Here is a 26,346-nt window from a genome sequence, read left to right as displayed (position 1 = left end):
CGTCTTCCGCTCCAATAAAAAAGCCTGCATATAGCAGGCTTTTTTATTTTAAGGTATTCAGATCTGTATTAGGTGTGACTTCATAAGCCGGTTTGTTTTGCTCAAAAATGCGAGCATTCAGTGTTCCTCTTAAATAAAGATGTGTATCCGAAACTTCTAACCAACTTCCTTCTCTTAAACCAACAACAGGCTGAGAATTTATCGTGTGAAATTCATTAATTCTCGTCTCTCTCGTTTCACCCATATGTATTGAGCCTTCAGTCGGATCTAAATAATGGGGATTGATATTAAAAGGAACTAATCCAAGCGTTTTAAAGGAGGGTGGATAGGTAATTGGCATATCATTGGTTGTCTCCATAGTTAAGCCACAAATATTACTTCCAGCACTACAACCTAAATAAGGCGTTCCATTATTTACAACTTCAGTAATAGCTTGTACTAAATCATGGGCATATAATTGCTTTACTAGTAAAAAGGTGTTGCCCCCGCCTGTGAAAATCCCTTCTGCTTGTAGAATCGCTTCTTTCGGATTATCAAATTCGTGAATCCCTTTTACTTTTACATTAATCGCTTCAAACGCCAGGCGAATTTTTGCAGTATATTCATCATGACTTATACCACTTGGTCGCGCATAAGGAATAAATAGGACTGTAGAATCTGCTTTAAAGTGAGTTTGTAAAGTAGGTAAAAGATACGCCAAATACGTCTGATCGTATAGGGTAGAAGTACTCGCTATGATTATGTTTCTCATGGTTGATTTTTTAAAGAAGTAAAAATACATTTTATTTAGGAAATGAGTATGGGGTATGCGAAATGTGCGAAATGTGTGAAGAGTGCGTGGTGGAGTGGGACGTACAAGAGGATAGGAATAAAGAATGTTGTTCTGGGTTTACTCCTGTTTTGGTCAAGTTTGAATCAGTTTCGTAAAAAAGGCCTTTTTCCCAACCCGTATAAAGCTTGTATTGGAAGTGTGTCGAAGGAGAACCCAAAGATTCCTTTGTATGGTTGGTATTTGTTGTTGGGCAAGGAGAAAACTTACCGTGATTACACCACAAGAAAAGAGGAGATTGGAAGGTTGTTTTAGCGAAGAGGGAGGGTTTGTTTATCTCATCACGGCTTAACGGGAGGGCTACTATTTTATATTTAACATAACTTTACACGATTAAAATTTTACATTCTGCATTTATAAGATATTTTTACAGACTTCATTAATATATTAGTAGATGAAACTAGTTTTAACCTTTTTGTTATTGATAATAGGTATAGGAATATATGCTCAAGAAAGAGTTGCTTTGCATGGGAAAATTGTCTCGCGAAGCAAGGATCTAAAGGGAATATATGTGTCCAATATTAATACAGGAGATGCTTTGGTAACGGAACTGGGTGGGTATTTTACTATTCAAGCACAGGAAAATGATACACTGATGTTTTCAGGACCCTTATTTGTGGGTTATCGCTATGTTTTGGATGATATAGACTTTAAAAGAGACATTATTTTAATTCCTCTTGAACCGAATGATTTAAATCAACAGTTGAATGAAATTGTCATCACCCATATTTCGTCTTCCTCTTTGGGGCTAGTTCCAGAAAATGTAAGGCGCTATACGCCCGCAGAAAGGCGTTTGTATACCGCTACTTCGGGATCGGGAATTATACCAGTTAGTGCAATTGTCAATTGGATTAGTGGACGTACGGCTATGCTGAAAAAAGCATTGAAGTATGAAAAGCAAGAAATGCGAAAAGACAAGTACTTAAATATAATGGATGAGTATGTTTTAATTAAAGACTATAGTATCCCTAAAGATTACATTGTTGGGTTTGCCTATTTTGTTTCGGATGATGATATTATGTCAGGATATTTAACTGCGAGTAGTGTTGAGAAAGATAAAATTTCTTCACGAACAGGTGTCTTAGCCTTGGAATTTATAGATTTATTAAGAGATAGATTACAAACACCAAAGAAGACCAATACTTTAACAATAGAGTAGAAAAATTTAAACCCTTAGAAAGCGGATAACAAATAATAAACGTTGTAAATTTGTATCTTAACTAAAAATAAAGTTATGTTTGGAATAGGAGGAGGAGAACTGTTTTTTATCATACTTGTTATTCTGATGCTGTTTGGTTCAGATAAAGTACCGGAAATGGCCAGAGCATTTGGTAAATTTATGGCGCAAGTAAAAAATGCAACAAACGATATCAAGCACGAAATTAATAAAAGTGCAGAAGACTCTGGTATAAAAAAGGATATAGAACAAGTGTTGGACTTAGATAGTAATATCAACCCAATTAAAGATATTCAACAAGAAATTGAAAAACAAAAAGAGGATATTGAGAATATTACAGGGCCAATTAAAAGACAAAATTGATGATAGAGCGTCTTGTACAATTAGATAAAGAGTTACTTGTTTTTTTAAATGGATTAGGCAGTGAAACCTATGATCCTTTTTGGTTATTCATTACCAAACAACTCAGTTGGATTCCCTTTTTTGTATTCTTACTTTATTTGACTTATCGAAAAGTATCGCTAAAGAAATTAGGCGTTATTCTTCTGTTGTTAGCTGCATTAATTGCTTTTACAGATCAAATGACTAATCTGGTGAAGTACACAGTAGCTCGACCTCGACCTTGTAACACAGAAGATATTCAGGGGTTGATTCGCATAGTGAAATGCAGCCCCAGTTTGAGTTTCTTTTCAGGACATGCTTCAAATTCATTAGCCAATATGTTGTTTCTGTTTCTGATTTTAAAACGCTATTATAAACACACCTATTTAATTTTTATTTTTCCTTTGCTATTTGCGTATAGTCGAATTTACCTCACAATGCATTTTCCATTGGATATTTTAGTTGGGTATTGTTTTGGCTTGGTATCTGGTACTTTGTTCTATCAGCTCTTTTTGTGGATTGAAAGAAAATACGAAGATAAATTACTATAATAGAAAAGGGATTGGTTTAAACCAATCCCTTTTCTATTATAGCTTATCGTACTCTTGACACCGTTAGTCCGTCTCGTATGGGAAGTAGAATCGTTTCAATACGTGGATCTCCTTTTAAAAGTTTATTGTATTGATCCAAGGCAATTGTACTTTTATCATTGTCCTTTATTTCTTCAATGACCTTTCCTGACCATAACACATTGTCGGATAAAATGATTCCCCCAGGGTTCATTTTATCGATGATTAGTTCAAAATAACGGCTGTAGTTCTTTTTATCTGCATCAATAAAAACTAAATCGTAGGTTTTGGTTAATTGAGGGATGATAGTTAAGGCGCTACCTATGTGTTGGGTGATTTGCTTGCCATAAGGTGATAAATCAAAGTACTTGCGTTGGAAATCATAAAGCTCTTCGTTCACATCAATCGTGTCTAAGGTCCCGGTTGTTTTTAATCCTTCCGCTAAACTCAAAGTAGCATAACCCGTAAAAGTTCCAATCTCCAAAATATGAGTTGGATGAACTAATTTAGAAATCATACTTAAAAAACGCCCTTGAAAATGCCCACTGAGCATTCGCGGTTGCAAAATCTTTTGGTGCGTTTCTCTATCAAGTTGAGCTAATAATTCAGGTTCATTTTCACTGTGATTAGCCGCATAATCTTCTAGTTCTTTCGATATAAAGTGCATATAAGAAACAAATTTAAATGGAGATAATTCGATTGCAAAGATAAAACGCTTTTCAGAATACAAAGCATTTTTGTTGATTTTGTAAGAAGGAGAAGGATAATCCATGAGATAAGGAAAAAAAAGGGTAAATTTAACTACCAACCAGAATGAAATGTTATGAAATTACTTTGGAAAATCCTGAAAGGATTGCTTATTACTTGTGTAGGTATTGTCATCTTAGCGTATGTATTTCAAGTTGATTATTTGTTTACTGCGGTTCGGACCATTTATTTTAATGGTCATAAAACAGCATTCTTAGATGATTACCCCTATTTTCCAACCCGCGAGATTAAAGCTGGAGAGGCTCAGCCCTGGCCTGTGACTCAAGATTATAATTCGGTTGAACCTACGGCATTGCTAGAAAGAACGAATAAAGAACTACAGACAATAGCCTTTTTAATTATCAAAAATGACAGTGTTTGGTATGAAAAATATTACGATTCGTATACCCAAAATAGTAAAACGAATTCTTTTTCTATGGCCAAAAGTGTTGTTTCTGCTGCTTTGGGAAAAGCCATACAGCGTGGAGAAATTAAGAGCTTAGACGATAAAGTAATTCACTATCTCCCTGAATTAAAAGGAAAGTACAAAGATGACGTAACGGTTGGGGACTTGTCTTCCATGGCTTCTGGCCTTGATTGGGATGAAGGGTATTACAGTCCGTTTTCAATCGTTACGCGTGCTTATTTCGATACAGATTTACGCCGTGTTATGCTGGATTTGGATATCAAAGATAAACCTGGACAATCGTTTATTTACAAAAGTGGAGATACGCAATTATTGACGATGGTATTAGAAAAAGCGACGGGTAAAACACTCGCTGACTATGTATCGGAATACTTTTGGAAACCCATGGGAGCCGATAATGATGCGTTATGGCAGCTCGATCACAAAGGAGGTGGAATTGAAAAAGCGTATTGTTGTTTCACAAGTGGGGCTAGAGATTTTGCTCGATTTGGAAAATTGTATAAAGATTTTGGCAAATGGAAGGGAGAGCAAATTCTCGACAGTACTTTTGTTGCAAAATCAATTACTCCTCGATTCGAAGTTAGCCCAGAATATGGCTATGGATGGTGGTTAAAACAGTACAAAGGACAGGATTTCTTCTATATGAGAGGGCATTTGGGGCAATTTACAATTGTATCACCAAAGGATAATGTTATTATTGTGCGTTTAGGTCATACGAAAGGAGTACAAACTGAAGAAGATCCGCATAGCAACGATTTGTATACTTATATTGATGCGGCTTATGAAATGTTAGCACAACGAAAAAAATAAGCATGTTAGATCAAATACATTTATCACATATTCTTTTTTTAGATATTGAAACGGTACCTCAAGAAGCTGATTTTGGTCAGCTGGAAGATGGCGTGCAGGTACTCTATGAAGAAAAAACCCGTTATCAACGCAAAGGAGAAATTTCTGCAGAGGAGTTTTACACCCAGGCGGGTATATGGGCGGAATTCGGAAAAATAGTGTGTATTTCTGTGGGGTATTTCACCTATAAAATGGGCGAACGCCAGTTTAGAACAACTTCTTTTATTGGAGAGGAAAGTCAAATACTCCGAGATTTTTCCAATCTTTTAAATACACATTTTAACCGAACGGAACACTTGCTTTGTGGGCATAATGCCAAAGAATTTGACTTTCCCTATATCGCACGGAGAATGATTATTCATGGATTAAAAGTACCTGCTAAGCTGAACTTAATGGGAAAAAAGCCATGGGAAGTACCTCATTTGGATACGATGGAAATGTGGAAGTTTGGCGATTATAAACACTATACTTCCTTAAAGCTATTAGCGCATATTCTTCAAATACCTTCTCCTAAAGATGATATTAACGGAGCGGATGTAGCTAAGGTGTATTATGAGGATAAGAATATAGACCGCATTGCGCGTTATTGTGAAAAAGATGTAATAACGGTAGCCCAGATTCTATTGCGTTTAAGAGGGGAAAATAAATTGGAAGAGGGAGAGCTGAAGTCGGTTTAAAAATAAAAAAGTTAAAAATATTGAAAAACTTGCTTTTTATAAAAAAATAATTTCTAGCTTTGTAAGCAGTAAAAAATAGAGAAAAATACAGTATGTTAACAATTCAGTCTTATTTTCATAGATCAATGTGGTGTTCAGCGCAAGAGGTGAGTGGATTTTGAATTGTTATTTTTAAAAAAGATACTAATAATTTGATATACAAAAGCCTCTGTCTACAAAACAGAGGCTTTTTTTATAAATATATATAATACGCAATGATACAACAAGTGCAGTTTAGATCGAATACCTTATGTTATATGTGGATGTTTATTAAACATTCGCCTATTCGCCTGTTACCAGAACTGAAGCAAAAATCATCGCGTTTTTAAAAAATAAAAATGATTAAGTGTAATATTTCAAGTCCTTTTGGTAACGTACGACGACCAAAAGGACTTTTTTTTTGAGGTAAAATGTCGTGTTTTTAAAAAAAAAGAAAAAATGAGTAAAAGAGTAGTAAAAGTCTTGGGGTTTTCTGTCAGAGAAAGCCAGTTAGCAATCAAAACAGCCAACTTTTCATTTACAGTGAAAGACGGTAAAGAATTAGTTAGAGATGCACAGGTAGATTCAGAAGAATTGATTCTAGCAAAATTGGCTGGAAGTATTCACGCAGTTGGCAATTTAATAGGTTCAACATTGAATGTTGACCTCAAGTCAATTCAAATAGAGGTAAGTGGTATAGTAAATGATGATTTACAAAAACAAGGGATGGATGCAGGTGCTTTCAAGCAAATCGATGTAATCGTTAAACCTACATCAACCGCTTCTATTCTTGTATTGAAAGAATGGATAGATGCCGTGAAATTAGCGTGCCCGGTGTTTGCTAATTTTAAACAACAAACAGCAACCATCATTACATTGGTAAAAGAATATGATCATGTAAAAGTAGCGTAATATGTCCGACTCGTATTTTTTAATTGTGATTTAGTGTAGTTTGTTGGCTTAATCGCTACAAATCGAGCATTAAATCACAATTAATTAGCTTATTTTTGTTTGAAGACACCTTACCTCATTTTTATGTCAGAACAAAAACCATTGCTTAGCGTTGAGAATCTACAAATTAGCTTTAAACACAACAAAGAGTGGAAAGCGCTTGTGCAAGGAGTTTCCTTTGATTTAGGTGCAAATCAAATTTTGGGAATCGTTGGAGAATCAGGATCGGGTAAATCGGTGAGTTCTTTAGCGATTATGCGATTGCTCCCAGATCAACAAAGTAAGATTGAGGGAAAGATTCACTTTGCTGGAGCTGAGTTAACTGCTTTGAATGAAGGTGAATATCGTCAAATCAGAGGCAACAAAATCGCTATGATTTTTCAAGAGCCAATGAGTGCTCTAAACCCTTCAATGCGCTGTGGATATCAGGTGGAAGAAATGCTGCGCTTGCATACGGATTTGCGTGGGCATGCCCTTAAAAATAAGGTGGTTGAATTATTTGAGCAAGTAAAACTGCCCTTTCCAGAAGAAGTCTATAAAAAATACCCCCATCAATTATCAGGAGGTCAGAAACAACGGGTAGTTATTGCGATGGCTATTTCTTGTAAACCTACCTTGTTAATCGCAGATGAACCGACTACCGCTTTGGATGTAACGGTTCAAAAAGAAATTATACTATTGCTAAAAGAACTGCAAGCGCAGACGCAGATGGCGATGATTTTTATTTCCCACGATTTAGGTCTAGTTTCTAGTATTGCAGATAAAGTTATGGTAATGTATCAGGGAAGAGTCGTTGAAAAAGGACCGACACAGGCGGTTTTTAACGCCCCAAAAGAAATCTATACCCAAGCTTTACTTGCAGCGCGACCTACAAATGAGGTTCGACTGAAACGCTTGCCAACCATTCAGGATTTTGTTGAAGACCGCGTTTCTTCGGAAGTTCTTTCTCCAGAAGAACGTCAATTGGAACACAAAAAATTATATGCGCAAGTTCCCTTATTAGAAGTAAAAGACGTTGGTAAAGATTATATCTCTAGCGTTGGTCTATTTGGGAAAAAGACGTTTCGAGCCTTAGATCAAATTAATTTTGAGGTCTATGAAGGAGAAACCTTGGGATTAGTTGGTGAAAGTGGTTGTGGAAAATCTACATTAGGCAATGCTATTTTGCAGTTAGATCCAGCTTCTAGTGGAACAATTTACTATAAAGGGAAAGAAATTACCCAACTCAAAGGCGCCACACTTCGTGCCCTTCGAAAAGATATTCAGATTATTTTTCAAGATCCTTTCTCGTCCTTAAATCCTAAGTTAACCGTAGGCCAAGCTATTATGGAACCGATGATTGTTCACGGTTTGTTTGGTACTAAAAAGCAGAAAAAAGAAAAAGTAAAGGAGCTACTACAACAAGTAGGTTTGTCAGAAGAAGCCTTTGATCGCTATCCACATGAATTCTCTGGCGGACAAAGGCAGCGTATTGGTATTGCACGTACAATTGCCGTTCATCCTAAACTAATTATTTGCGATGAATCGGTCTCTGCATTGGATATTTCGGTTCAAGCTCAGGTATTGAACTTGTTAAATGACCTCAAACACGAATATCAATTTACCTATATTTTTATCTCCCATGATTTAGCAGTCGTTAAATATATGTCTGATCAAGTATTGGTGATGAACAAAGGAAAAGTGGAGGAAATAGGAGATGCAGATGCTTTGTATGCCCATCCAAAAACAGCGTATACGCAAAAGTTAATTGCTTCTATTTTGGAGTAGGTTTTTGTATTATACTAAGTTGAAGATTTATGTCTTTTCATATTATAGCTATTTATTAACTTCAATTTTACTAGTATGAGGTTGGTTTATTGCTATATACTTGTTTTTAAATCAATATTTTTAAAACAATTTAGTTTTTTTATATATGTTTGTAATAGAATTTTAATTAATTTTAGTTAATTGTAAAATAATATTATGAAAAAAAATTATTTTCTAGCTTTGATGTTTTTTGCGTCAACAATTTCTTGGGCACAAATTGTTGTACCCGTATCCACAGATAATAGATTACCTGTTTATGGGAAAGTAGGTGTTGGGATTAGTGCTCCTAAAAAATCCTTACATGTTAAAAAGCCCGCTGTTTATGAATTTGGTAAAGAAATTCTGGATGGTGATGTTTGGATAGATGGAGGACGACTTTTTATCGGAAATGTAGATAAGGATGCCTTAGGAGAATTTGGGGAGATAAAATACAAATCTGATGGTTCTTCCATGATTGAATCACCTTATCCTTTTTATAGATTGGTTTTAAATACACCTAATTTTGATCGAAATGTATTGGATCTTGCTATAGCCTATAATAATTTATCTTTTTCTGATTTAGCAAAAAAAGGGGACGTTGTTTATCGCTATATTGGTAAAGGAAGCGTCATTTTTGGCAATGAAAATAAGAACAGTACTAATAACTTCAAGTTTACTACTAAAACGATAAATGAAACCTATGCCTCTACTAAACTCTTTATTGGCAACAATGGAAATGTAGGAATCGGCACTGAAATACCTGATGCTAAATTAGCTGTAAATGGGGATATTCACGCGAAAGAAGTGCGAATTGACTTAACAGGATGGCCTGATTATGTTTTTGAAAACACCTATGTGTTGCCAACGATAGAAGAGGTAGAACAACACATCAATGAAAAAGGACATTTAATCAATATCCCTTCTGCTTATGAGGTTGAAACTTCAGGATTACATGTAAGTGAGATGATTAAAAAGCAACAAGAGAAAATAGAAGAACTGACGTTGTATATCATTGAATTGAATAAACAACTACAAGAAGTTAAGGCAACAGTTAACCAAAAAAACTAGATTCAGATGAAAAAAATATTCATACTTTTTGTATGGTGTTTGGGATTATCTGCTCTAGGTCAGGAGAACTTGATTTACCAACAAATACAAAATGAAAGGTTGAACGGCGAGAAATTTGCTCCTGTTCAAGGGGTATTTAAAGCCGATAAATTAGATCCGATTTTAGCAAAGGAGTTTAAAAGTAGTAAAGAGGTTCATTTTTTACAATTTGATGCGAAAGCTATTTCACATAAAGAACGCTCGTTTAGTTTGGATTTGCCCTTAAATAATAAGACGATAACGCTAGAATTAGTTGCAGTGGATGATAGTTTTTATGATTATGTAGTAACAACGGATAAAGGAGAAACTTTTTCGGCTAATCGTGAAATTAAGCATTATAGAGGAATTGTTAAGGGCGATAAAAATAGTTTAGTGGCAATAAGTTTTTTTGAAGACGAGGTAGGTGGAATTATAGCTAATGATGAAGGGAATTTTAACCTTGAAGTATTCAATAAACAAAAAGGAATTATCTTTTATAAAGATACTAACTTAGTGAAGCAGACAGCGTTTGAGTGTAGTGCAGAACAAAATACTAAAAGTGTACAATATAATCCTAAGGCTTTACAACAGAAATCAAAATTAGATATAGTTGGTGCTGGTACAAAGTGCGTGCGTGTATATTTTGAAACAAAATATGATATGTACCAAACGAAAGGAAGCGTATTGCGCGTAGAGCATTTTGTATCTACAGTTTTTAATCAAGTTTCTCTTCTATATAAGAATGAAAATATCAATACATTATTATCTACGATAAAAGTTTGGACAACAGAAGATCCTTTTACAGGTGGGACAACCTCAATTTTGTTAGATCAATTTAGAGATTATTCATCTAGTTATAATGGCGATTTAGCGCAGCTATTAACTTTCAAGAGTGTTGGTGGTGGTATAGCTTATTACAACGGGCTTTGTGGTACTCCAAATTGGTCTACTTCTGTGTCAGGATTGTATACCACAGAAGTTATTAATCAAAATTATTCTTGGAATGTAATGGTAATAACTCATGAGTTAGGACATTCATTAAGTGCAAATCATACACATGATTGCGTATGGAATGGAAATAATACAGCTATTGATGGCTGTGGTCCAACTGCGGGTTATCCAACAGATTGTGACGTGGCACCTTTACCTGTACAAGGCACAATAATGAGTTACTGTCATGCGGTTTCTTCTGTCGGGATTAATTTAAATTTAGGTTTTGGTATTCAACCAGGAAATGCTATGCGAGATTATGTTGCCAATGCGACTTGTTTAACAGAATGCGGAGTACTTTGTTATACAAATATGACACTTAATGGTATCGTGCCTAATGCTGTTTATGATTCAAGACAAGTGTCAAATAAAATTACAGCTAAAAACACAATTCAATCTGGTGGGAAAGCCCTTTATCTAGGAAAATCTATTGTGTTAGCAAATGGATTTAAGGCAAGCGAAGGTGCTGTGTTTTTAGGAAAAGTACTTCCGTGTTCTGCAAGTAATAGTGCATTAAGTACTGCTATCAATCCTATTGAAGTAGAAAGTACAAATCAAGAGACTCAATCTATTATACAAGTATACCCTAATCCTACATCAGACAATATTACCATCACATCCGACAAGGAGATTGTATATTGGGAATTGTTCAATGAAGTGGGCTATTTAAGTGCGAGTAGTAAAGTAGCTCATCAAAAGGAATTTCAAGTGGATTTAACTCATCTGAAAAAAGGGTTGTATTTAATTCGATTTACGAAAGCTGATGGAACAACAAAGGCACAAAAAATAATTAAAAAATAAAAGGATGAACAAATTATTCTCTTACTTTCTATTTTTGTTTCTCGTACTGTTTGCAGCCTGTAACACAGATGATACGGTAATCCCTTCGTATACGCAAATAACAAAAGAACAAAAAGCCCTATTGCTTGGCGATTGGCAATTGAGTACCTATTCAAATTCGGAAGGCGAAGCGATCGATTTGATGAAAAAAGGAATTTGGGTCAATTATAAGTTCACCTCAGAAGGAAGGGTAGAGATACGTAATCACTCGTCCAAGCCTATTCAATTGACAAATAATTCTTTCTACCTAACCTCAGATGGAACCTTGGATTATACGTTTGAATATATCAAGCAATGGGACAAGACAATTCCGAAGAAAGAACACTTATATTTTCAAACACTTTCTGATGCAAACCTGCAGTTTGATCTTGAAGTGACGAAAGACAAATTAATCTTAACGCATTATGCTGGAGAAACACTTGTATTCAAAAAAATACAACAAGGCGTAACCTATCCTAAAATTCCAGTAGAGAACAAAAAATTACTCTTGGGTACGTGGCGTTTAAAAGAAGTTTCTGATTTTTCTGGACGAAGAAGAATATTTAGTGGGGAGGAGAATGTGTTATACGAATTTGGTTATGGTGAGAAACTATTTGTTCAGAATAATTCAACTCCAAGAGATGGGAGATTTGATATTTTTATACAATCGAGAGTCTCAGATTACGATTATCAATATGATTTTGAATGGGAAGAACAAGAAATACTAATAATAGAAGACTTAGGTGGTTATGTAATGGGAATTACCCAAGAAAGTTTAGTACTTTTCATCTCTGATGGCTTTAAACTCAAACTAGAACGTGTAAACTAAAAAAAAACGTCAAAAGCATTGCTTTTGACGTTTTTGTATATTAAAACCCTTGATATTCTACTTCTTTTTCATCGAAAACGATGCCATTTTCTTCGAGTTCTTTTAGAATAGGAGCATATACCTCCTCTTCAATTGGCATTTGTACCCCTGGTGTACTAATAATGCCTTTTAGTATTTTTAAAGCAGCAATGGCTAAAGGTAAACCAACGGTTTTGGCCATAGCGGTATACGTTTGATCATCACCAATGCAAATCATCGTTGAATCGATTTGTTTTTTCTCTCCGTTTAATTCGTATCCAATCTTGTGATACATAACGATCATGTCTTTGTCATCGGGTGCTAAAGTCCAGCTATTTGCTAATATCTTTTCTAGTATTTGTGCAGGTGTAGCATCTTTCAAACCAATAATTTTGTCAGGGTTGAAAAGATCTAACTCTAGTAATTTCTCCCAAACAATATCATCTTGATCGATATTTAAAGCCAGTTTCAATTTTGTTTCAACCGTATCTGTTGGATGGTAAGGGAGATATAAATTGATGAATTCGCGATAAGACATCGTCTCTGAATGGTCAATGATATAACTGTCATCTGTAATACCCAATTCAACAAATAAGTTCCACGCTCTTGAATACCCTACACGGCGAATGGTTCCTCTAAAAATGGTTTTGGCATCGTCTAAACCGTAAACACTTTGGTATTTTAAAGAATCTCTGTTGGCATACGCTTCAAATTTGCCATAGCCTTCAACGTTTAAGAATTCAGTTCTTCTGAAGACTTTGTTGTATGGGATGTATTTGTATTGCCCTTCTTGAATAAATTTAGCCGCTCCACCTTGTCCTGCTAAAACCACATTACGCGGATTCCAGGTAAATTTATAGTTCCATAAGTTAGTGTCTGACTCAGGTGCCATTAATCCACCGCAAAAAGATTCGAAAGAAATTATTTTTCCTCCTTTTTCTTTTACTTCATGAATGATTTTCATTGCACTCATATGATCAATGCCCGGATCTAACCCTATTTCATTCATGAAAACGAGGTTATTTGCTTTTACTTCTTCATCCAAAGCAGCCATAGCGGGGCTAATGTAAGAAGCAGTCGCTAGATGTTTTTTAAAGTGAACACAGTCTTTTGCTAATTCAATATGCAAAGCAGCAGGGAGCATGGAAATTACAATATCTGATTGTTGTACTAATTCTTGTCTTTGTTCGGTATTGAATAAATCAAATTCCTTTGGCGTAGCATTAGGGTGCCCCATTGCTTTTTTCTGCGCAAGTTCTAAAGATAAATCACAAATGGTTAAATGAAGATTTTCTGTCGTAGATTTTTCAAGTAAATACTTAATAAGTGAAGAGGCAGAACGGCCAGCGCCTACTATTAATATTTCTTTCATTATTTTGTTTTTGGATGTTTTATGAGATACGAAAGTAATGAAATATATAATTGGAGAGCTAAATTTTAGCTAAAAATTTTTGACTATAAGGGACTAAGACCAAGCGAGTTCTTGAAGGTGTTTTCCCGAAGAAGAAAGAGCGATTTGAAGTACATAAAACTTCCGTAGACGAAATTAGCAAGCGATTTAGGTAAGAAAAAGAGATTAATCTATGGTATAGATGTACAAAGGGAGTTGGGATGAGAAGATTTTGGTATAAAGAATCGCTATTTAGTTCCATTTAATTCAAGGATTCACTTAGAGAATTTGAAGGATAATTTGTATCTTCGAAATAAAAATAAATGGGACGAAAAATTATTATAACGGCAACATTATTAGGGGCTTTAGGTATAGTGCTTGGAGCTTTTGGAGCGCATGGATTGAAAAAAATAGTCAGTGAAGCTGCAGTAGCTTCTTATGAAGTAGGGGTTCGCTATCAAATGTATCATGTGTTTTTCCTTTTGTTTGTTGGCCTTTCTAGCTTTTTCTCAGATACCGTAAAAAAGAGACTATTTATCTTAACCTTGATAGGTGTTTTGTTCTTTTCAGGATCCATTTACTTGTTAACATTTAATGGTTTGTCTGGTTTCAATGTGAAATTTTTAGGACCAATTACACCAATTGGTGGTGTTTTTATGATTTCAGCATGGGTCTATGCTGCAATTCAGACCCTTAAAAATGGAAAAAATGCGAAATTCTAGTTTTGTGTATCGTTATATTAAATTTATTTCTAAGTTTGCATATTAATTAAAAAGACAACATAACATAATGAAAATGGCTAATACGCAATCAATTTCACTTGAAAAATATGGTATTAAAGATGTTGTAGAGATTGTATATAATCCCTCCTACGATCTTTTGTATAAGGAAGAAATTAAGTCTGACCTACAGGGTTTTGAAAAAGGACAAGTAACTGAATTAGGAGCTGTAAATGTTATGACAGGTGAGTTCACTGGTCGTTCTCCGAAGGATAAATATATCGTAAAGGATTCGGTTACAGAGCATACAGTTTGGTGGAATTCACCAGAATCTCCGAATGACAACAAGCCTATTGATCAAAAAACATGGGATGCTTTAAAAGCAACTACAGCAACTGAGTTATCAGGAAAAAAACTGTATGTTGTGGATGCTTTCTGTGGAGCAAATGAAAATACGCGTTTGAAAGTTAGATTCATTATGGAAGTAGCGTGGCAAGCACATTTTGTAAAAAATATGTTTATCCGCCCTTCGGAAGAGGAATTAGCTGCTTTTGGCGAACCTGATTTCGTTGTAATGAATGGGTCTAAAACAACATTTAAAGACTATAAAGCATACGGACTAAACTCTGAGGTATATATTGCCTTCAATTTAACGGAGAAAGTTCAAATTATTGGCGGTACATGGTACGGTGGTGAAATGAAAAAAGGATTGTTCTCAATGATGAACTATTACTTACCGCTTCAAGGAATGGCATCGATGCATTGTTCAGCTAATAAAGGAAAAGACGGAGATGTGGCTGTATTTTTCGGATTATCAGGAACAGGAAAAACAACGTTGTCAACAGATCCAAAACGCGAATTAATCGGCGATGATGAGCATGGATGGGATGATCAAGGCGTGTTCAACTTCGAAGGAGGTTGTTATGCCAAAACGATCAACTTAAGCAAAGAAAACGAACCAGATATCTTCGGTGCAATTCGCAAAGATGCTTTACTGGAAAACGTAACTGTAGATGCAAACGGAGTAATCGATTTTAACGATGGATCAGTAACGCAAAATACACGTGTTTCTTACCCAATTGATCACATTGAAAATATTGTAAAACCAGTGTCTAAAGCTGGACATGCAACAAAAGTTATCTTCTTAACAGCAGATGCCTTTGGAGTTATGCCTCCTGTTTCTAAGTTGACACCAGAGCAAACAAAATATTACTTCTTATCTGGATTTACAGCTAAATTAGCTGGAACAGAAAGAGGAGTTACGCAACCAGAACCTACATTTTCTGCTTGTTTTGGTAAAGCATTCTTGTCTTTACATCCAACAAAATATGGAGAAGAATTAGTGAAGAAAATGGAAGAGCACAACGCTACAGCTTATATGGTAAATACAGGCTGGAACGGAACTGGAAAGCGTATTTCTATTAAAGATACCCGTGCAATTATTGACCGAATTTTAGATGGTTCTATCGAGAATGCAGAAACGGCTATTGTGCCAATCTATAATTTTGCAGTGCCTACTGCTTTAGAAGGTGTTGATACAGCTATTTTGGATCCTCGTAACACATATGCAGATGCTAAAGAATGGGAAGATAAAGCAACTAATTTAGCTGGATTATTCATCAAAAACTTTAGTTTGTATACGAATAATGACGCTGGAAAAGCTTTAGTTGAAGCAGGACCTCAATTGTAAGAGAAAAGCAATCCCCTTGAAGGGATTTAAAAAAATACCAAAAAGCAGTAATAAATGATACGTTTATTGCTGCTTTTTTTATTGGTTATGTGTGAAGTGGTATGAGAAATGTGTGAAGTGGTATGAGAAATGTGTGAAGTGGTATGAGAAATGGGTGAAGAGTTATGAGAGCCTTCACTCATTTCCCATCACCCATAACTAAAAAAAAGCCTTCTATTGGAAGACTTTTTTTGCAATTATTTATTTACTTTCTGTATGTATTTTTCAAGAGCCATGGTCATGGATGGAGCTTCTGGCGAAGGAGCCATTATATCCACACGTATACCGTGATCTAAGGCTTCTTTTTGTGTAGTTGTGCCAAATACAGCAATTCGCGTATTATCTTGGGAGAAATCAGGAAAATTCATGAATAATGATTTGATTCCTGTTGGACTAAAAAAGGCCAAAATATCGTATTTTACATCTGCTAAATCGGATAAATCACTCATCACGGTTCTGTAAAAAGTTCCCGCAGTCCAATCTACTTTTAACTCTCCTAAAATAGTTGGTACTTCTGCATTTAATTGATCAGAGGCTGATAATAAGAATTTCTCATCTTTGTACTTTTTAATCAAAGGAGCTAAATCAGCAAAATCTTTTTGACCTACATAGATTTTTCTTTTGCGGTACACTACATATTTTTGTAGATAATAGGCAACCGCTTCAGATTGACAGAAATATTTTAGTGTTTCAGGTACTTTATAGCGCATTTCCTCTGCAACGCGAAAGAAGTGATCTACCGAGTTTCTACTAGTTAAAATTACAGCTGTAAAGTTGTTTAAATCGATTTTCTGTTGTCTTACGTCCTTAGCTGGTACACCTTCAACGTGTATAAAAGGCCTAAAGTCAATTTTTACTTTATACTTTTGTTCGATCTCAAAGTATGGAGAGTTTTCTACTTTAGGTTCTGGTTGAGAAACCAAAATTGTTTTCACTTTCATAGTTTAATTCTTATTTAGGCTCTAAAGTTTTTAAATGCAAAGTATATTATAAAATAAGGAGCTATTTCAAGGGTGCAAAGATACAAAATAAAATAGAACAACTTATTTAATATCGTTTTTCGATGATTTTTTATAAAAATAACGTATAAACTAAGATTTGTTAATATTAACGTAATTCCAAAGAGACTAATTACCATTTGATTGACTATATCGTTATAAAATAAGAGCAAATCAACGCCTAAAAGATACATGCCAATGTAATTTCGATAGGTTGCTTTTTGTAAATTAAAATGATCTACAAAATCTTCTATGTCAAAGGTAATCCCTATAATCTTGTCAATTAAATATTTTCCAATGACAAAAAAACAAGTGAAATTTAGAATTTGTATGAAGGATAAAAAACTGTATTGTTCGATAAAACCAAAAGATCTTGCTACAATTTGAAAAAAGAAAGTAATAGACAGTAACTGAATCGCTAGAAATGAAAGTGTAAAACTATTGCGAAGGTTGGTGTTGTCTTTATAAATTTTAATATACTTATCTGATATTGCTAAACGAGTAAACTCAGAAAAGCGAATACTAAAAATAGTTCTATTAATAGCAATAATAGAAAAGCCCACAAAAAATAGTAGGGTAGCCCAATCCTTATTGGTAACAATTCTTTCCGTTAATAGTAAATTGTCCATATCATTTGCAAAATTAGTAAAAAAATGTATTTGTGTGACTTTGTTACTTATTTAAGGGTTAACTTTCTATAAAAAGGTTATTTTTGTAACCAAAGTAAAGACAATGAACGCAGGACTAGTTATTATTCCTACATACAATGAAATTGAAAATATAACGCAAATCATTGAGGCAGTACTCGAATTACCCGAGTGTTTTCACGTACTCATTGTAGATGATAATTCTCCTGATGGGACAGCTAAAGTTGTGGAAGAACTTCAAAAGAAGTTCGAAACTTTACATCTATTGAAACGAGAAGGTAAAAATGGTTTAGGTACCGCTTATGTTGATGGTTTTAAATGGGCTTTGCAACGAGAGTATGCTTATATTTTTGAAATGGATGCTGATTTTTCACATAATCCATTAGACTTAAGTCGTCTCTTAACACGTTGTAAGGAGCAAGGAGGTATGGTCGTTGGCTCAAGGTATGTCACGGGAGTAAATGTAGTAAACTGGCCTCTAAACCGTGTTTTATTGTCTTATGGGGCTTCTATTTATGTGCGATGGATTACACGCATGCCTATTAAGGATACCACGGCTGGATTTGTTTGCTATACCAAACAAGTATTGGAAAGTATTGATTTGGATAAAATACGATTTGTAGGATATGCCTTTCAAATTGAAATGAAGTATAGGGTTTATGTGAAACAATTTCCTATTTCGGAAGTACCTATTATTTTTACAGATCGAACAAGAGGTGAATCGAAAATGTCTAAAGGCATTATTAAAGAAGCTATTTTTGGTGTAATGAATCTGAAGATTAGAAAACTACTAAACAAACTATAATGAGCAACTATTTAATTAAAAATGGAAACCTTGTTAATGAGGGAATCATCGCAAAAGGAGATATTCACATACAAAATGGAAAAATTATCCGTATAGCGACTTCCATTGATGCAACCACTGATATGCAATTGATTGATGCTCGTGGAAAATACGTTATACCTGGGATGATTGATGATCAAGTTCATTTTCGTGAACCTGGATTAACTCATAAAGGAGATATCGCATCTGAGTCAAGAGCGGCTGTTGCTGGGGGGATTACATCCTTTATAGAACAACCTAATACCGTACCCAATGCAGTTACCCAAGAATTGTTAGAACAGAAATATGAAATTGCCGCTTCCAATTCGTATGCGAATTATTCATTTATGATGGGAGGCACCAATGATAATTTAGAAGAATTACTTCAAACAAATCCTAGGAATGTCGCAGGAATTAAATTGTTTTTAGGCTCTTCTACAGGAAATATGTTAGTGGACCGTCAAGATGTTTTAGAGAAGATATTTTCGAATATATCGATGTTAATTGCGGTTCACGCAGAAGATGAAGAAACAATTCAAGCAAATTTAAAAAAATACAAGGAGCAATATGGAGAGGCTATTCCTGTTCAATGTCACCCTTTGATTCGAAGTGAAGAGGCGTGTTATATTTCATCTTCTAAAGCGATAGAATTAGCGAAGAAAACGGGAGCTAGATTGCATGTGTTTCACGTGTCAACAGGAAAAGAAACGGCATTATTTCGCAATGATATTCCATTAAAAGATAAAAAAATTACTGCCGAAGTTTGCGTGCATCATTTGTGGTTTACAGATAAAGATTACGAAACGAAAGGCAATCTTATTAAATGGAACCCAGCAGTTAAAACAGCGGAAGATAAAGAAAAACTTTGGGAAGCTTTATTAGATGGTCGTATTGACGTTATTGCAACAGATCATGCGCCTCATACAAAAGAAGAAAAGGCTAAGTCTTATGCGCAAGCTCCTTCAGGAGGGCCTTTAGTTCAGCATGCTTTAGTCTCTTTATTTGAAGCAAGTAAACAAGGGAAAATTTCGATAGAAAAAATTGTAGAAAAAACAGCACATAATCCAGCTATCCTTTTCCAAGTTGAAAAGAGAGGTTTTTTAAAAGAAGGATACCATGCGGATCTTGTTTTAATTGATCCAAATAGTAGTTGGGAAGTTAAGCAAGAGAATATTTTATACAAATGTGGTTGGTCGCCCTTTGAAGGAGAAACATTTTCATCTAAAGTAACGCATACATTCGTAAATGGGTGTTTGGTTTATGAAAATGATGAGGTAAAAGAGATTCGTTGTGGACAGAGATTACTTTTTGAACGTTAGAATTACACAAAAATGAAGCATGTATTCGTTACTTTTCTACTCACTTTATTGCTGTTTTCTTGTCAAAAACAGGATAAACCTAATCCATTTATTGAAGCCAATAAAATGGAAGATATCTTGTATGATGTAGCTGTTTTATCTGGGGTACAAAGTACAAATTCTTTTGCTATTGATACAATCAAAGCAATTGGATTAAAGGATATCTTTAAGAAATATCAGATTGATAGCTTGGCATTTATGGAAAATAACCGCTATTATATCGCTCAAAAAAAGAGTGTATATTACAATATGCAAATGCGAGTTATGGATCGATTGAAAAAAGAAAAAGAAAAGATAGATTCTTTAGTACCTGAAAAAAGCATTGAATTATCTCCTTTAACTAATGGTGAAAATACTGTAAATGATTCAATTGAACGTGTATCTGCACATGAAATTGAGGATAAAAAGATAGCTGTATCCAAAGAGGAAGTTAATTTGAAAGAGTGAAAAATAGACGAAGTGAGCCCCAAAATGAAAAAGAAACTCTTGCAACAAATAAAAATGAATGAGGTCGCGAAAGAAAATGAATAAAGTTTAGTTCAAACGTTTGCTTACTTCTAGTAAAAAATCGGTGTAAGAAGAAAATGTAAAATTGAGCGTTTGCTTAATTTTTGAGGCATCATAAATATATTGACTAAGAGAAGCTTTCGCGATTGCACGTGTAAAGCTTCTTTTCTTCCCGGTTAGTATAGACACAAATGCATCAAGTCGCCATCCAATTGAAAGACCTAGGCGATTAATTTTAATAGATGCTGGTTTGGTTTGAAGTAAGGAGGCAATGAAGTGTAAAATCTCGCGATTAGTCAGGTTATCAGAAACGAGAATAAAGCGTTCATTTTTACTTGTACTTTGCATCAACTTTCTCATACAATAAACAACATCTTGTACAGCAACAACAGCTGTCGTTCCTGTTGTGTAGAAGGGAAAACCACGGCTAACTTTATATAGTAACTCACTACTGCCTTCTCTGTAAAAACCTGCACCGAAAATGACACCAGGATTGACAATCACGACATCTAATCCTTCTTGGGTGCCACGCCAAACTTCCATTTCAGCACCAAATTTACTCAAAGCATAATCACTGTGATATAGTTCTGGATTCCATTCTGTTTGTTCTGTAATGGGAATAGCGGGATTTAGAGATTCACCTAGTGCGGCAATTGAACTGACATGACACAGTTTTTTAATGTGGTTAGCAAGACAGAGATTAACGATATTAGCTGTGCCTTCAATATTGGTTTTACGCAATTTTTTTTCCTCTTTTGGATCAAAAGAAACGAAGGCTGCACAGTGATACACATAGTCCACGTCCACAAAAGCCGCTTCTAAAGCAGGCACGTCTAAAATATCAGCGTATTGCCAATCAATCAAATCGAATAAATGTTGCGCTTGATTTAGTTCAAATAAATGTTTGGTTTTAGCAATACGCTCCGTATGGCGGTAAATTGCCCTAATAGTTTGCTCGCCTTCTTGAAGAAGGTGTAAAAGTAAATGGCTTCCTACTAAGCCTGTTGCACCAGTGACCAATATCATAATAAACAAATGTAAAGGTTATGTTCTAGAAAGTGAAAGAATTGAAGTAAAAGTTTTAAAGTAACGCCCGTATTTTCAGTGTATCGTTTTGAACCATTTGAAAGCCATAAAAATGAAGAGGTATCTAAAAAAAGTTCAGATAGCGTAAGGTTTTGAGCTATATTTGTCTAAAATATAAGTAAATGAAAAATTTTATTGAAGAAGTGACTTGGAGAGGAATGCTCCACGACGTTATGCCAGGCACTGAAGAACATTTGTTGGAGCAGATGCGTGTGGCGTATGTGGGAATTGACCCAACAGCGGATTCATTGCATATTGGACATTTAGTAGGTGTAATGCTTTTAAAGCATTTTCAAATGGCAGGACACAAACCAATTGCTTTAATTGGAGGTGCTACTGGAATGGTTGGTGACCCTTCTGGAAAGTCTAATGAGAGAAATCTATTATCAGAGGAGGCTTTGCGTCACAATCAAAATGCAATCAAAGCCCAATTAGAACGTTTTTTAGATTTTAATTCGGGAACTGAAAATGCAGCGGAATTAGCGAATAACTACGATTGGATGAAAGATTTCTCCTTCTTAGAATTCATTAGAACGATTGGAAAGCATATTACAGTGAATTATATGATGGCCAAAGATTCTGTAAAAAAACGCTTAAATGGAGAATTTCAAGATGGGATGTCTTTTACAGAGTTTTGTTATCAATTGATGCAAGGCTATGACTTTTTGCATTTGTTCCAAGCGAAGAAGGTTACTTTACAAATGGGAGGTTCTGATCAATGGGGTAATATTACAACGGGAACAGAATTAATTCGCCGTACCATCAGCGAAAAAGCCTATGCGTTAACTTGTCCGTTAATCACTAAAGCGGATGGAACAAAGTTTGGAAAATCAGAAGGGGGAAATATTTGGTTAGCATCGGAATATACCTCACCTTATAAATTCTACCAATACTGGGTGAATGTATCGGATGCGGATGCAGAAAAATACATTAAGATTTTTACTTTTATTGGTCGCGAAGAAATCGAATCTTTAATTAAAGAACATCAAGAGGCGCCGCATTTGCGCATTTTACAAAAGCGATTAGCAGAAGAAGTGACGACAATGGTTCACGGAACTGAAAATCTAGAAAATGCCATCAAAGCTTCAGGAATTTTATTTGGTAATTCTTCTGCGGATGATTTAAAACAGTTGGATGCAAAGACGTTTTTAGAAGTGTTTGATGGCGTACCCCAAGCGGAAATAGCCCAAGCGGATATCGAAGCAGGATTACCTATTATTGAGGCTTTAGCTGGTAAAAGCGGGTTTATGCCTTCTAATGGAGAAGCACGTCGATCCTTACAAGCGAATTCGATTGCTGTAAATAGAGAAAAAGTAACGGAAGACTATGTGATTCAAACCTCAGATTTGATTAACAACCAATTTATTCTATTGCAAAAAGGGAAAAAGAATTACTTTATTTTAGATGTAAAGTAAGGACATCAAATCATATACCGTTCAAAGGGTTATCTCAGTTTCATTGAGATAACCCTTTTTTTATATAAATCTACCATATACATGGTATTTACACCTGTTAGTTGAGTTCCTATATTTGTCCTATCAAAATAAAACGATAGTTGCTTTGAATTCTGCATCTAGTAGAACGAAAAGCATATCATCTAAAAAGTAGTAGTATGCAGTCAATAGTTTTTTTACCAAAAATGACTTCTTTCTTTTTTTATAGTCAACAGGAAGTATCTTCTTCAACGTCTATGGAGTGCTGCATGAATATGTGTTGTAGCTAGCACATCTTCTTATTTTCTTAAGGGACATCATACTCTGCATGTCCAAATTAGTTTACTTATATCACTTTTTATTAATGCATTAACGGATTGTATCTGTTAATCAAAGGAACAATTTATGCAAAAAATTTTACAAATTGTTTTTGTACTGATCGGAGTTTATCAGCTACAAGCACAAGAGATTACACTAAAAGGGACGGTTTCTGATGTTGGAGGAAGCTTACCAGGGGTTAGTGTAACGATACTTGAAACAGGTAAAGGAGTAGCAACAGATTTGGATGGGAAGTATACCTTACAGGTTCAGCCTAATCAAGCCGTAGCTTTTTCTTTTATTGGTTATACAACCAAAAAAGTTAATATTTCCAATCAAACGGAAGTAAATATTTTTCTAGAGGCTCAAGCAGAAAACCTAGAAGAAGTTATTATTCAAATACCGTATGGTACAGCAAATAAAAAGACCTATACAGGATCAGTAGGATTAGTTAGCGCTAAAACGATTGGACAATCTCAAGTGAGTAATGTCTCAAGAGTTTTAGAAGGTTCGGTAGCAGGGGTACAATCGTTTGCACAAAGTGGACAACCCGGATCGGAGGCAGAAATACGCATTCGTGGGGTGGGTTCTATCAATGCAGGAAGTAAACCTTTATACGTAGTAGATGGGGTTCCTTATGAAGGAGGTCTGTCTGCTATTGCGCCGGCAGATATTGAATCTATTTCGGTATTAAAAGATGCTACATCGGCTGTTTTATATGGTTCGAGAGCAGGAAATGGAGTTATTATGATTACCACCAAAAAAGGGTTGAAAAATCAAGAACCTCAAGTTGAAATCTCGGCAAAATATGGAACTTCAAGCAGAGCGCAAAGGGATTATAAGACCATGAATACCAACCAATATGCAGAGATGAGTTGGGAGGCTATACGCAATGGTCGTATGGATATGGCGGGTGAAGATTGGGCAACCGCTTCTCAATATGCAACGGCAAATTTAGTTAGCACTTTGGGAATCAATCCTTATGGAACTAATAATCCAGAACCTGTTGGGACAGATGGTAAATTACGCGCTGGTTTACAGCCGTTGTGGAATGATAACTGGGTAGATGCCTTGTCTCAAAATGCCAATTATACAGATTTAACGGTCCGCGTTTCTGGTGGTGGAGCAAAATCGAGATACGCTGTGTCTGGAGGGTTTCTAAATCAAGAAGGATATGTAAAAGAATCTGGATTTAAACGCTTTAACTTCCGTTCTAATATTATTATTGACGCAAAAGATTGGTTGGAATTGGGATTAAATGCGGCAGCCTCTCATTCTATTCAGGACTATCCCAAACAAGATGATAGCGCGATTAATAATGTGATTGGTTTTGGTCGTAATATGCCATCCTTTTACCCAATTTATGAACGTGATTTAACCACTGGAGCTTATCTGTTAGACCCAGAATCGGGCAATCGCCTTTACGACTTTGGAGCTTATAGAGCGAGTTCATATGCTCGTTATAATTTAGTAGCTACTTTGCCATTAGACAAAGCAGAAAACAAGGCAGATGTGGCAACGGTTCGTGCGTATACTCAAATTAAGTTTTTAGATAATTTGAAGTTGAAAACTTCAGTAAACGTAGATTACAAAAGTTTGTACAATCACAATGTAGCTAACCCAGAGGTTGGTCCCTCAAGTGCAACAGGCGGAAGTGTAAGTATGGAAAATACACGTACTACCAGCATGACCTTTAATAATGTGTTAAACTATGATTTGGATTTAGATGATAAAAATAGCTTGTCCTTTATGGCAGGACAAGAATACTATGAGTACAAATCCAATAACTTTGGTGGGGTAAGAGAACAGTTAATTATGTTGGGGTATGAGCAACCAGATGCGGCTTCTCGTTTGGTTGATTTTTATGGAAAAGCGGATGAATATACTATGCTTAGTTTCTTTGGAACTACACAGTATGCGTATGATAAAAAATATTACTTATCGGCCTCTTACCGAGCAGATGGTTCTTCTCGTTTTCACAAAGACAGTCGATGGGGTAAATTTTGGTCAATCGGAGCTTCTTGGCGAACAATTGACGAGGATTTTATGCAACAATTTAGAGAGGCAGGGCTAAATGAATTGATGTTTCGCGCGAGTTATGGATCACAAGGGAATGATAATTTACCAACCTATTATGCCTATCAAGCTTTATATGATATTTATAATAACTTAGGAGATCCTGGTTTAGTTGCTAAGCGGTTGGAAACACCCAAATTGGGCTGGGAATCAAATATGAACCTTAATCTAGGGATGGACTTTGGTTTGTTTAACAACAGATTAAGGGGAACGGTAGAATATTTCGATCGAAGTTCTAAGGATTTGCTGTTTGATCGAGAGCTTGCGCCATCAACGGGTTTTTCTTCTATTCAGCAAAATATCGGAAAAATTAAAAACTACGGATGGGAATTTACGGTAGAAGGCTATCCAATTAAGACCGAAGATTGGGCGTGGAAATTAGGAGTAAATATTACAACCTATAAGAATAAGATTGTAAACTTACCTACAGCAGAGATGTATTCAGGAACAAAAAAATGGATAAAAGGGGGATCTGTATATGATTTTTACTTACAAGAATGGGCGGGTGTAAATCCTGAAACAGGAAAACCGAGATGGTTTGGAACAGATGCGAATGGCAATCGCTATATGACAGAAAATTACAGTGATTTGAAAGACAAAGATCGCGTGAAGAGTGGAAATTCACTGCCAAAAGTTTCTGGGGGATTTCAAACGGAATTGACGTACAAAAACTGGCAATTGATGGCTAATTTTTCGTATGGAATTGGCGGGAAAATCTACAATAGCGATAAGTTGAGCTTGATGAAACAAAATGGAGGAGGGACGTCTTGGAGTACAGATATGTTAGATCGTTGGACTCCTGAAAATACAGATTCTGATGTAGCGCGTTTAACTACATCAACTGCTAATAGTTGGACCAATAGCTCAACGCATTTCTTGGTTGATCGCTCGTATTTAAAATTGAAAACACTAACAGTATCTTATAACTTCCCGAAAGCGTGGATGCAAAAAGTGAAGCTAGGAGATGCTTCTGTTTATTTTCAAGCGGAAAACTTATTTACAGTAACCAAACAACAAGGGTTAGATCCTGAACAAACTTTTGATGGAACAACCTATTACCGTTATCCTGCAATGAAGACTATTTCGGTGGGATTAAATTTAAAATTATAA

At 35.3% G+C, this 26,346-nt stretch carries 23 protein-coding genes; 17 read left to right on the top strand and 6 right to left on the bottom strand.

Annotated elements, in window-relative coordinates:
* Positions 1-43 precede the first annotated feature (43 nt).
* Entirely contained in the window at positions 44-751 is a 708-nt protein-coding gene (gene pepE, locus ACMHJ2_RS04035) for a dipeptidase PepE (protein WP_413511674.1), read from the bottom strand.
* A 472-nt stretch (positions 752-1,223) separates the two neighbouring features.
* Between pepE and ACMHJ2_RS04030 the strand changes: the two genes are divergently transcribed.
* From ACMHJ2_RS04030 to ACMHJ2_RS04020, 3 genes are all read left to right on the top strand, one after another.
* Positions 1,224-1,988, top strand: a complete 765-nt coding sequence (locus tag ACMHJ2_RS04030; protein WP_413511673.1) for a hypothetical protein — start codon at positions 1,224-1,226, stop codon at positions 1,986-1,988.
* Between the two features lie 75 nt (positions 1,989-2,063).
* Positions 2,064-2,369 (top strand): twin-arginine translocase TatA/TatE family subunit, encoded by a 306-nt coding sequence (locus ACMHJ2_RS04025; RefSeq protein ID WP_413511672.1) that lies wholly within the window; start codon positions 2,064-2,066, stop codon positions 2,367-2,369.
* A complete protein-coding gene (locus ACMHJ2_RS04020; protein ID WP_413511671.1) occupies positions 2,369-2,938 on the top strand; it encodes a phosphatase PAP2 family protein in 570 nt (189 codons plus the stop codon). The genes ACMHJ2_RS04025 and ACMHJ2_RS04020 overlap by 1 nt, the downstream gene beginning before the upstream one ends.
* Positions 2,939-2,981: 43 nt before the next feature.
* On the opposite strand, the gene ACMHJ2_RS04015 is transcribed toward ACMHJ2_RS04020, so the two are convergent.
* The gene (locus ACMHJ2_RS04015) at positions 2,982-3,623 is read right to left on the bottom strand and encodes an O-methyltransferase (RefSeq protein WP_413511679.1); all 642 of its coding nucleotides are present in this window, start codon (positions 3,621-3,623) and stop codon (positions 2,982-2,984) included.
* A 156-nt stretch (positions 3,624-3,779) separates the two neighbouring features.
* Here ACMHJ2_RS04015 and ACMHJ2_RS04010 point away from each other — a divergent pair, with 156 nt between their 5' ends.
* The 7 genes from ACMHJ2_RS04010 to ACMHJ2_RS03980 all read left to right on the top strand — a co-directional run bounded on the left by ACMHJ2_RS04010 (position 3,780) and on the right by ACMHJ2_RS03980 (position 12,134).
* Positions 3,780-4,940 (top strand): serine hydrolase domain-containing protein, encoded by a 1,161-nt coding sequence (locus tag ACMHJ2_RS04010; RefSeq protein ID WP_413511670.1) that lies wholly within the window; start codon positions 3,780-3,782, stop codon positions 4,938-4,940.
* Between the two features lie 2 nt (positions 4,941-4,942).
* Entirely contained in the window at positions 4,943-5,656 is a 714-nt protein-coding gene (locus ACMHJ2_RS04005; protein ID WP_413511669.1) for a 3'-5' exonuclease, read from the top strand.
* Positions 5,657-6,133: 477 nt separating this feature from the next.
* Positions 6,134-6,586 (top strand): OsmC family protein, encoded by a 453-nt coding sequence (locus tag ACMHJ2_RS04000; RefSeq protein WP_413511668.1) that lies wholly within the window; start codon positions 6,134-6,136, stop codon positions 6,584-6,586.
* Positions 6,587-6,709: 123 nt separating this feature from the next.
* Entirely contained in the window at positions 6,710-8,392 is a 1,683-nt protein-coding gene (locus ACMHJ2_RS03995; protein WP_413511667.1) for an ABC transporter ATP-binding protein, read from the top strand.
* A gap of 195 nt (positions 8,393-8,587) precedes the next feature.
* Positions 8,588-9,478, top strand: a complete 891-nt coding sequence (locus ACMHJ2_RS03990) for a hypothetical protein (protein WP_413511666.1) — start codon at positions 8,588-8,590, stop codon at positions 9,476-9,478.
* Between the two features lie 6 nt (positions 9,479-9,484).
* Positions 9,485-11,287: a zinc-dependent metalloprotease gene (locus ACMHJ2_RS03985; protein ID WP_413511665.1), complete on the top strand. Its 1,803-nt coding sequence runs from the start codon at positions 9,485-9,487 to the stop codon at positions 11,285-11,287.
* Positions 11,288-11,291: 4 nt separating this feature from the next.
* Entirely contained in the window at positions 11,292-12,134 is an 843-nt protein-coding gene (locus ACMHJ2_RS03980) for a hypothetical protein (RefSeq protein ID WP_413511664.1), read from the top strand.
* 40 nt (positions 12,135-12,174) lie between these two features.
* Here the strand turns inward: ACMHJ2_RS03980 and ACMHJ2_RS03975 are convergent, their stop codons facing one another.
* Positions 12,175-13,524: a saccharopine dehydrogenase family protein gene (locus ACMHJ2_RS03975; RefSeq protein WP_413511663.1), complete on the bottom strand. Its 1,350-nt coding sequence runs from the start codon at positions 13,522-13,524 to the stop codon at positions 12,175-12,177.
* Positions 13,525-13,865: 341 nt separating this feature from the next.
* On the opposite strand from ACMHJ2_RS03975, the gene ACMHJ2_RS03970 reads away from it, so the two are divergent.
* Together ACMHJ2_RS03970 and pckA are read left to right on the top strand one after the other, a co-directional pair.
* The gene (locus ACMHJ2_RS03970; protein WP_413511662.1) at positions 13,866-14,264 is read left to right on the top strand and encodes a DUF423 domain-containing protein; all 399 of its coding nucleotides are present in this window, start codon (positions 13,866-13,868) and stop codon (positions 14,262-14,264) included.
* 67 nt (positions 14,265-14,331) lie between these two features.
* Positions 14,332-15,951, top strand: a complete 1,620-nt coding sequence (pckA, locus tag ACMHJ2_RS03965) for a phosphoenolpyruvate carboxykinase (ATP) (RefSeq protein WP_413511661.1) — start codon at positions 14,332-14,334, stop codon at positions 15,949-15,951.
* Positions 15,952-16,187: 236 nt separating this feature from the next.
* Here pckA and ACMHJ2_RS03960 read toward each other — a convergent pair whose 3' ends face one another.
* A complete protein-coding gene (locus ACMHJ2_RS03960; RefSeq protein WP_413511660.1) occupies positions 16,188-16,931 on the bottom strand; it encodes a uroporphyrinogen-III synthase in 744 nt (247 codons plus the stop codon).
* A 14-nt stretch (positions 16,932-16,945) separates the two neighbouring features.
* On the bottom strand, positions 16,946-17,617 hold the full coding sequence (locus ACMHJ2_RS03955; protein ID WP_413511659.1) for a DUF4271 domain-containing protein: 672 nt from the start codon (positions 17,615-17,617) through the stop codon (positions 16,946-16,948).
* 103 nt (positions 17,618-17,720) lie between these two features.
* Here ACMHJ2_RS03955 and ACMHJ2_RS03950 point away from each other — a divergent pair, with 103 nt between their 5' ends.
* The 3 genes from ACMHJ2_RS03950 to ACMHJ2_RS03940 are packed head-to-tail and all read left to right on the top strand — an operon-like array spanning position 17,721 to position 20,263.
* Positions 17,721-18,440 carry a polyprenol monophosphomannose synthase gene (locus ACMHJ2_RS03950; protein WP_413511658.1) on the top strand — a complete coding sequence of 240 codons (720 nt, stop codon included), beginning with the start codon at positions 17,721-17,723 and terminating at the stop codon, positions 18,438-18,440.
* Positions 18,440-19,777: a dihydroorotase gene (locus ACMHJ2_RS03945; RefSeq protein ID WP_413511657.1), complete on the top strand. Its 1,338-nt coding sequence runs from the start codon at positions 18,440-18,442 to the stop codon at positions 19,775-19,777. The genes ACMHJ2_RS03950 and ACMHJ2_RS03945 overlap by 1 nt, the downstream gene beginning before the upstream one ends.
* Positions 19,778-19,789: 12 nt before the next feature.
* Positions 19,790-20,263: a DUF4296 domain-containing protein gene (locus ACMHJ2_RS03940; RefSeq protein ID WP_413511656.1), complete on the top strand. Its 474-nt coding sequence runs from the start codon at positions 19,790-19,792 to the stop codon at positions 20,261-20,263.
* 87 nt (positions 20,264-20,350) lie between these two features.
* On the opposite strand, the gene ACMHJ2_RS03935 is transcribed toward ACMHJ2_RS03940, so the two are convergent.
* Complete coding sequence (locus ACMHJ2_RS03935) at positions 20,351-21,349, bottom strand: NAD-dependent epimerase/dehydratase family protein (RefSeq protein ID WP_413511655.1); 999 nt, start codon at positions 21,347-21,349, stop codon at positions 20,351-20,353.
* A 182-nt stretch (positions 21,350-21,531) separates the two neighbouring features.
* Here ACMHJ2_RS03935 and tyrS point away from each other — a divergent pair, with 182 nt between their 5' ends.
* Positions 21,532-22,824: a tyrosine--tRNA ligase gene (tyrS, locus tag ACMHJ2_RS03930; protein ID WP_413511654.1), complete on the top strand. Its 1,293-nt coding sequence runs from the start codon at positions 21,532-21,534 to the stop codon at positions 22,822-22,824.
* Between the two features lie 423 nt (positions 22,825-23,247).
* Complete coding sequence (locus ACMHJ2_RS03925) at positions 23,248-26,346, top strand: SusC/RagA family TonB-linked outer membrane protein (RefSeq protein WP_413511653.1); 3,099 nt, start codon at positions 23,248-23,250, stop codon at positions 26,344-26,346.

Origin of the sequence: Myroides odoratus, assembly GCF_965118575.1 — a bacterium.
Taxonomy (GTDB): domain Bacteria; phylum Bacteroidota; class Bacteroidia; order Flavobacteriales; family Flavobacteriaceae; genus Flavobacterium; species Flavobacterium odoratum_B.
Note: the sequence above shows the minus strand (reverse complement) of the source record. Positions and strands in the feature narration are given on the sequence as shown.

Coding starts and splice junctions, on each gene's coding strand:
- ACMHJ2_RS04030 (WP_413511673.1), top strand. CDS start 1,224: ATGAAACTAGTTTTAACCTTTTTGTTATTGATAATAGGTATAGGAATA.
- ACMHJ2_RS03955 (WP_413511659.1), bottom strand. CDS start 17,617: ATGGACAATTTACTATTAACGGAAAGAATTGTTACCAATAAGGATTGG.
- ACMHJ2_RS04025 (WP_413511672.1), top strand. CDS start 2,064: ATGTTTGGAATAGGAGGAGGAGAACTGTTTTTTATCATACTTGTTATT.
- pckA (WP_413511661.1), top strand. CDS start 14,332: ATGAAAATGGCTAATACGCAATCAATTTCACTTGAAAAATATGGTATT.
- ACMHJ2_RS04010 (WP_413511670.1), top strand. CDS start 3,780: ATGAAATTACTTTGGAAAATCCTGAAAGGATTGCTTATTACTTGTGTA.
- ACMHJ2_RS03935 (WP_413511655.1), bottom strand. CDS start 21,349: ATGATATTGGTCACTGGTGCAACAGGCTTAGTAGGAAGCCATTTACTT.
- ACMHJ2_RS03940 (WP_413511656.1), top strand. CDS start 19,790: ATGAAGCATGTATTCGTTACTTTTCTACTCACTTTATTGCTGTTTTCT.
- ACMHJ2_RS03995 (WP_413511667.1), top strand. CDS start 6,710: ATGTCAGAACAAAAACCATTGCTTAGCGTTGAGAATCTACAAATTAGC.
- tyrS (WP_413511654.1), top strand. CDS start 21,532: ATGAAAAATTTTATTGAAGAAGTGACTTGGAGAGGAATGCTCCACGAC.
- ACMHJ2_RS03980 (WP_413511664.1), top strand. CDS start 11,292: ATGAACAAATTATTCTCTTACTTTCTATTTTTGTTTCTCGTACTGTTT.
- ACMHJ2_RS04020 (WP_413511671.1), top strand. CDS start 2,369: ATGATAGAGCGTCTTGTACAATTAGATAAAGAGTTACTTGTTTTTTTA.
- ACMHJ2_RS04015 (WP_413511679.1), bottom strand. CDS start 3,623: ATGCACTTTATATCGAAAGAACTAGAAGATTATGCGGCTAATCACAGT.
- ACMHJ2_RS04000 (WP_413511668.1), top strand. CDS start 6,134: ATGAGTAAAAGAGTAGTAAAAGTCTTGGGGTTTTCTGTCAGAGAAAGC.
- ACMHJ2_RS03945 (WP_413511657.1), top strand. CDS start 18,440: ATGAGCAACTATTTAATTAAAAATGGAAACCTTGTTAATGAGGGAATC.
- ACMHJ2_RS03925 (WP_413511653.1), top strand. CDS start 23,248: ATGCAAAAAATTTTACAAATTGTTTTTGTACTGATCGGAGTTTATCAG.
- pepE (WP_413511674.1), bottom strand. CDS start 751: ATGAGAAACATAATCATAGCGAGTACTTCTACCCTATACGATCAGACG.
- ACMHJ2_RS03970 (WP_413511662.1), top strand. CDS start 13,866: ATGGGACGAAAAATTATTATAACGGCAACATTATTAGGGGCTTTAGGT.
- ACMHJ2_RS03950 (WP_413511658.1), top strand. CDS start 17,721: ATGAACGCAGGACTAGTTATTATTCCTACATACAATGAAATTGAAAAT.
- ACMHJ2_RS03990 (WP_413511666.1), top strand. CDS start 8,588: ATGAAAAAAAATTATTTTCTAGCTTTGATGTTTTTTGCGTCAACAATT.
- ACMHJ2_RS04005 (WP_413511669.1), top strand. CDS start 4,943: ATGTTAGATCAAATACATTTATCACATATTCTTTTTTTAGATATTGAA.
- ACMHJ2_RS03960 (WP_413511660.1), bottom strand. CDS start 16,931: ATGAAAGTGAAAACAATTTTGGTTTCTCAACCAGAACCTAAAGTAGAA.
- ACMHJ2_RS03975 (WP_413511663.1), bottom strand. CDS start 13,524: ATGAAAGAAATATTAATAGTAGGCGCTGGCCGTTCTGCCTCTTCACTT.
- ACMHJ2_RS03985 (WP_413511665.1), top strand. CDS start 9,485: ATGAAAAAAATATTCATACTTTTTGTATGGTGTTTGGGATTATCTGCT.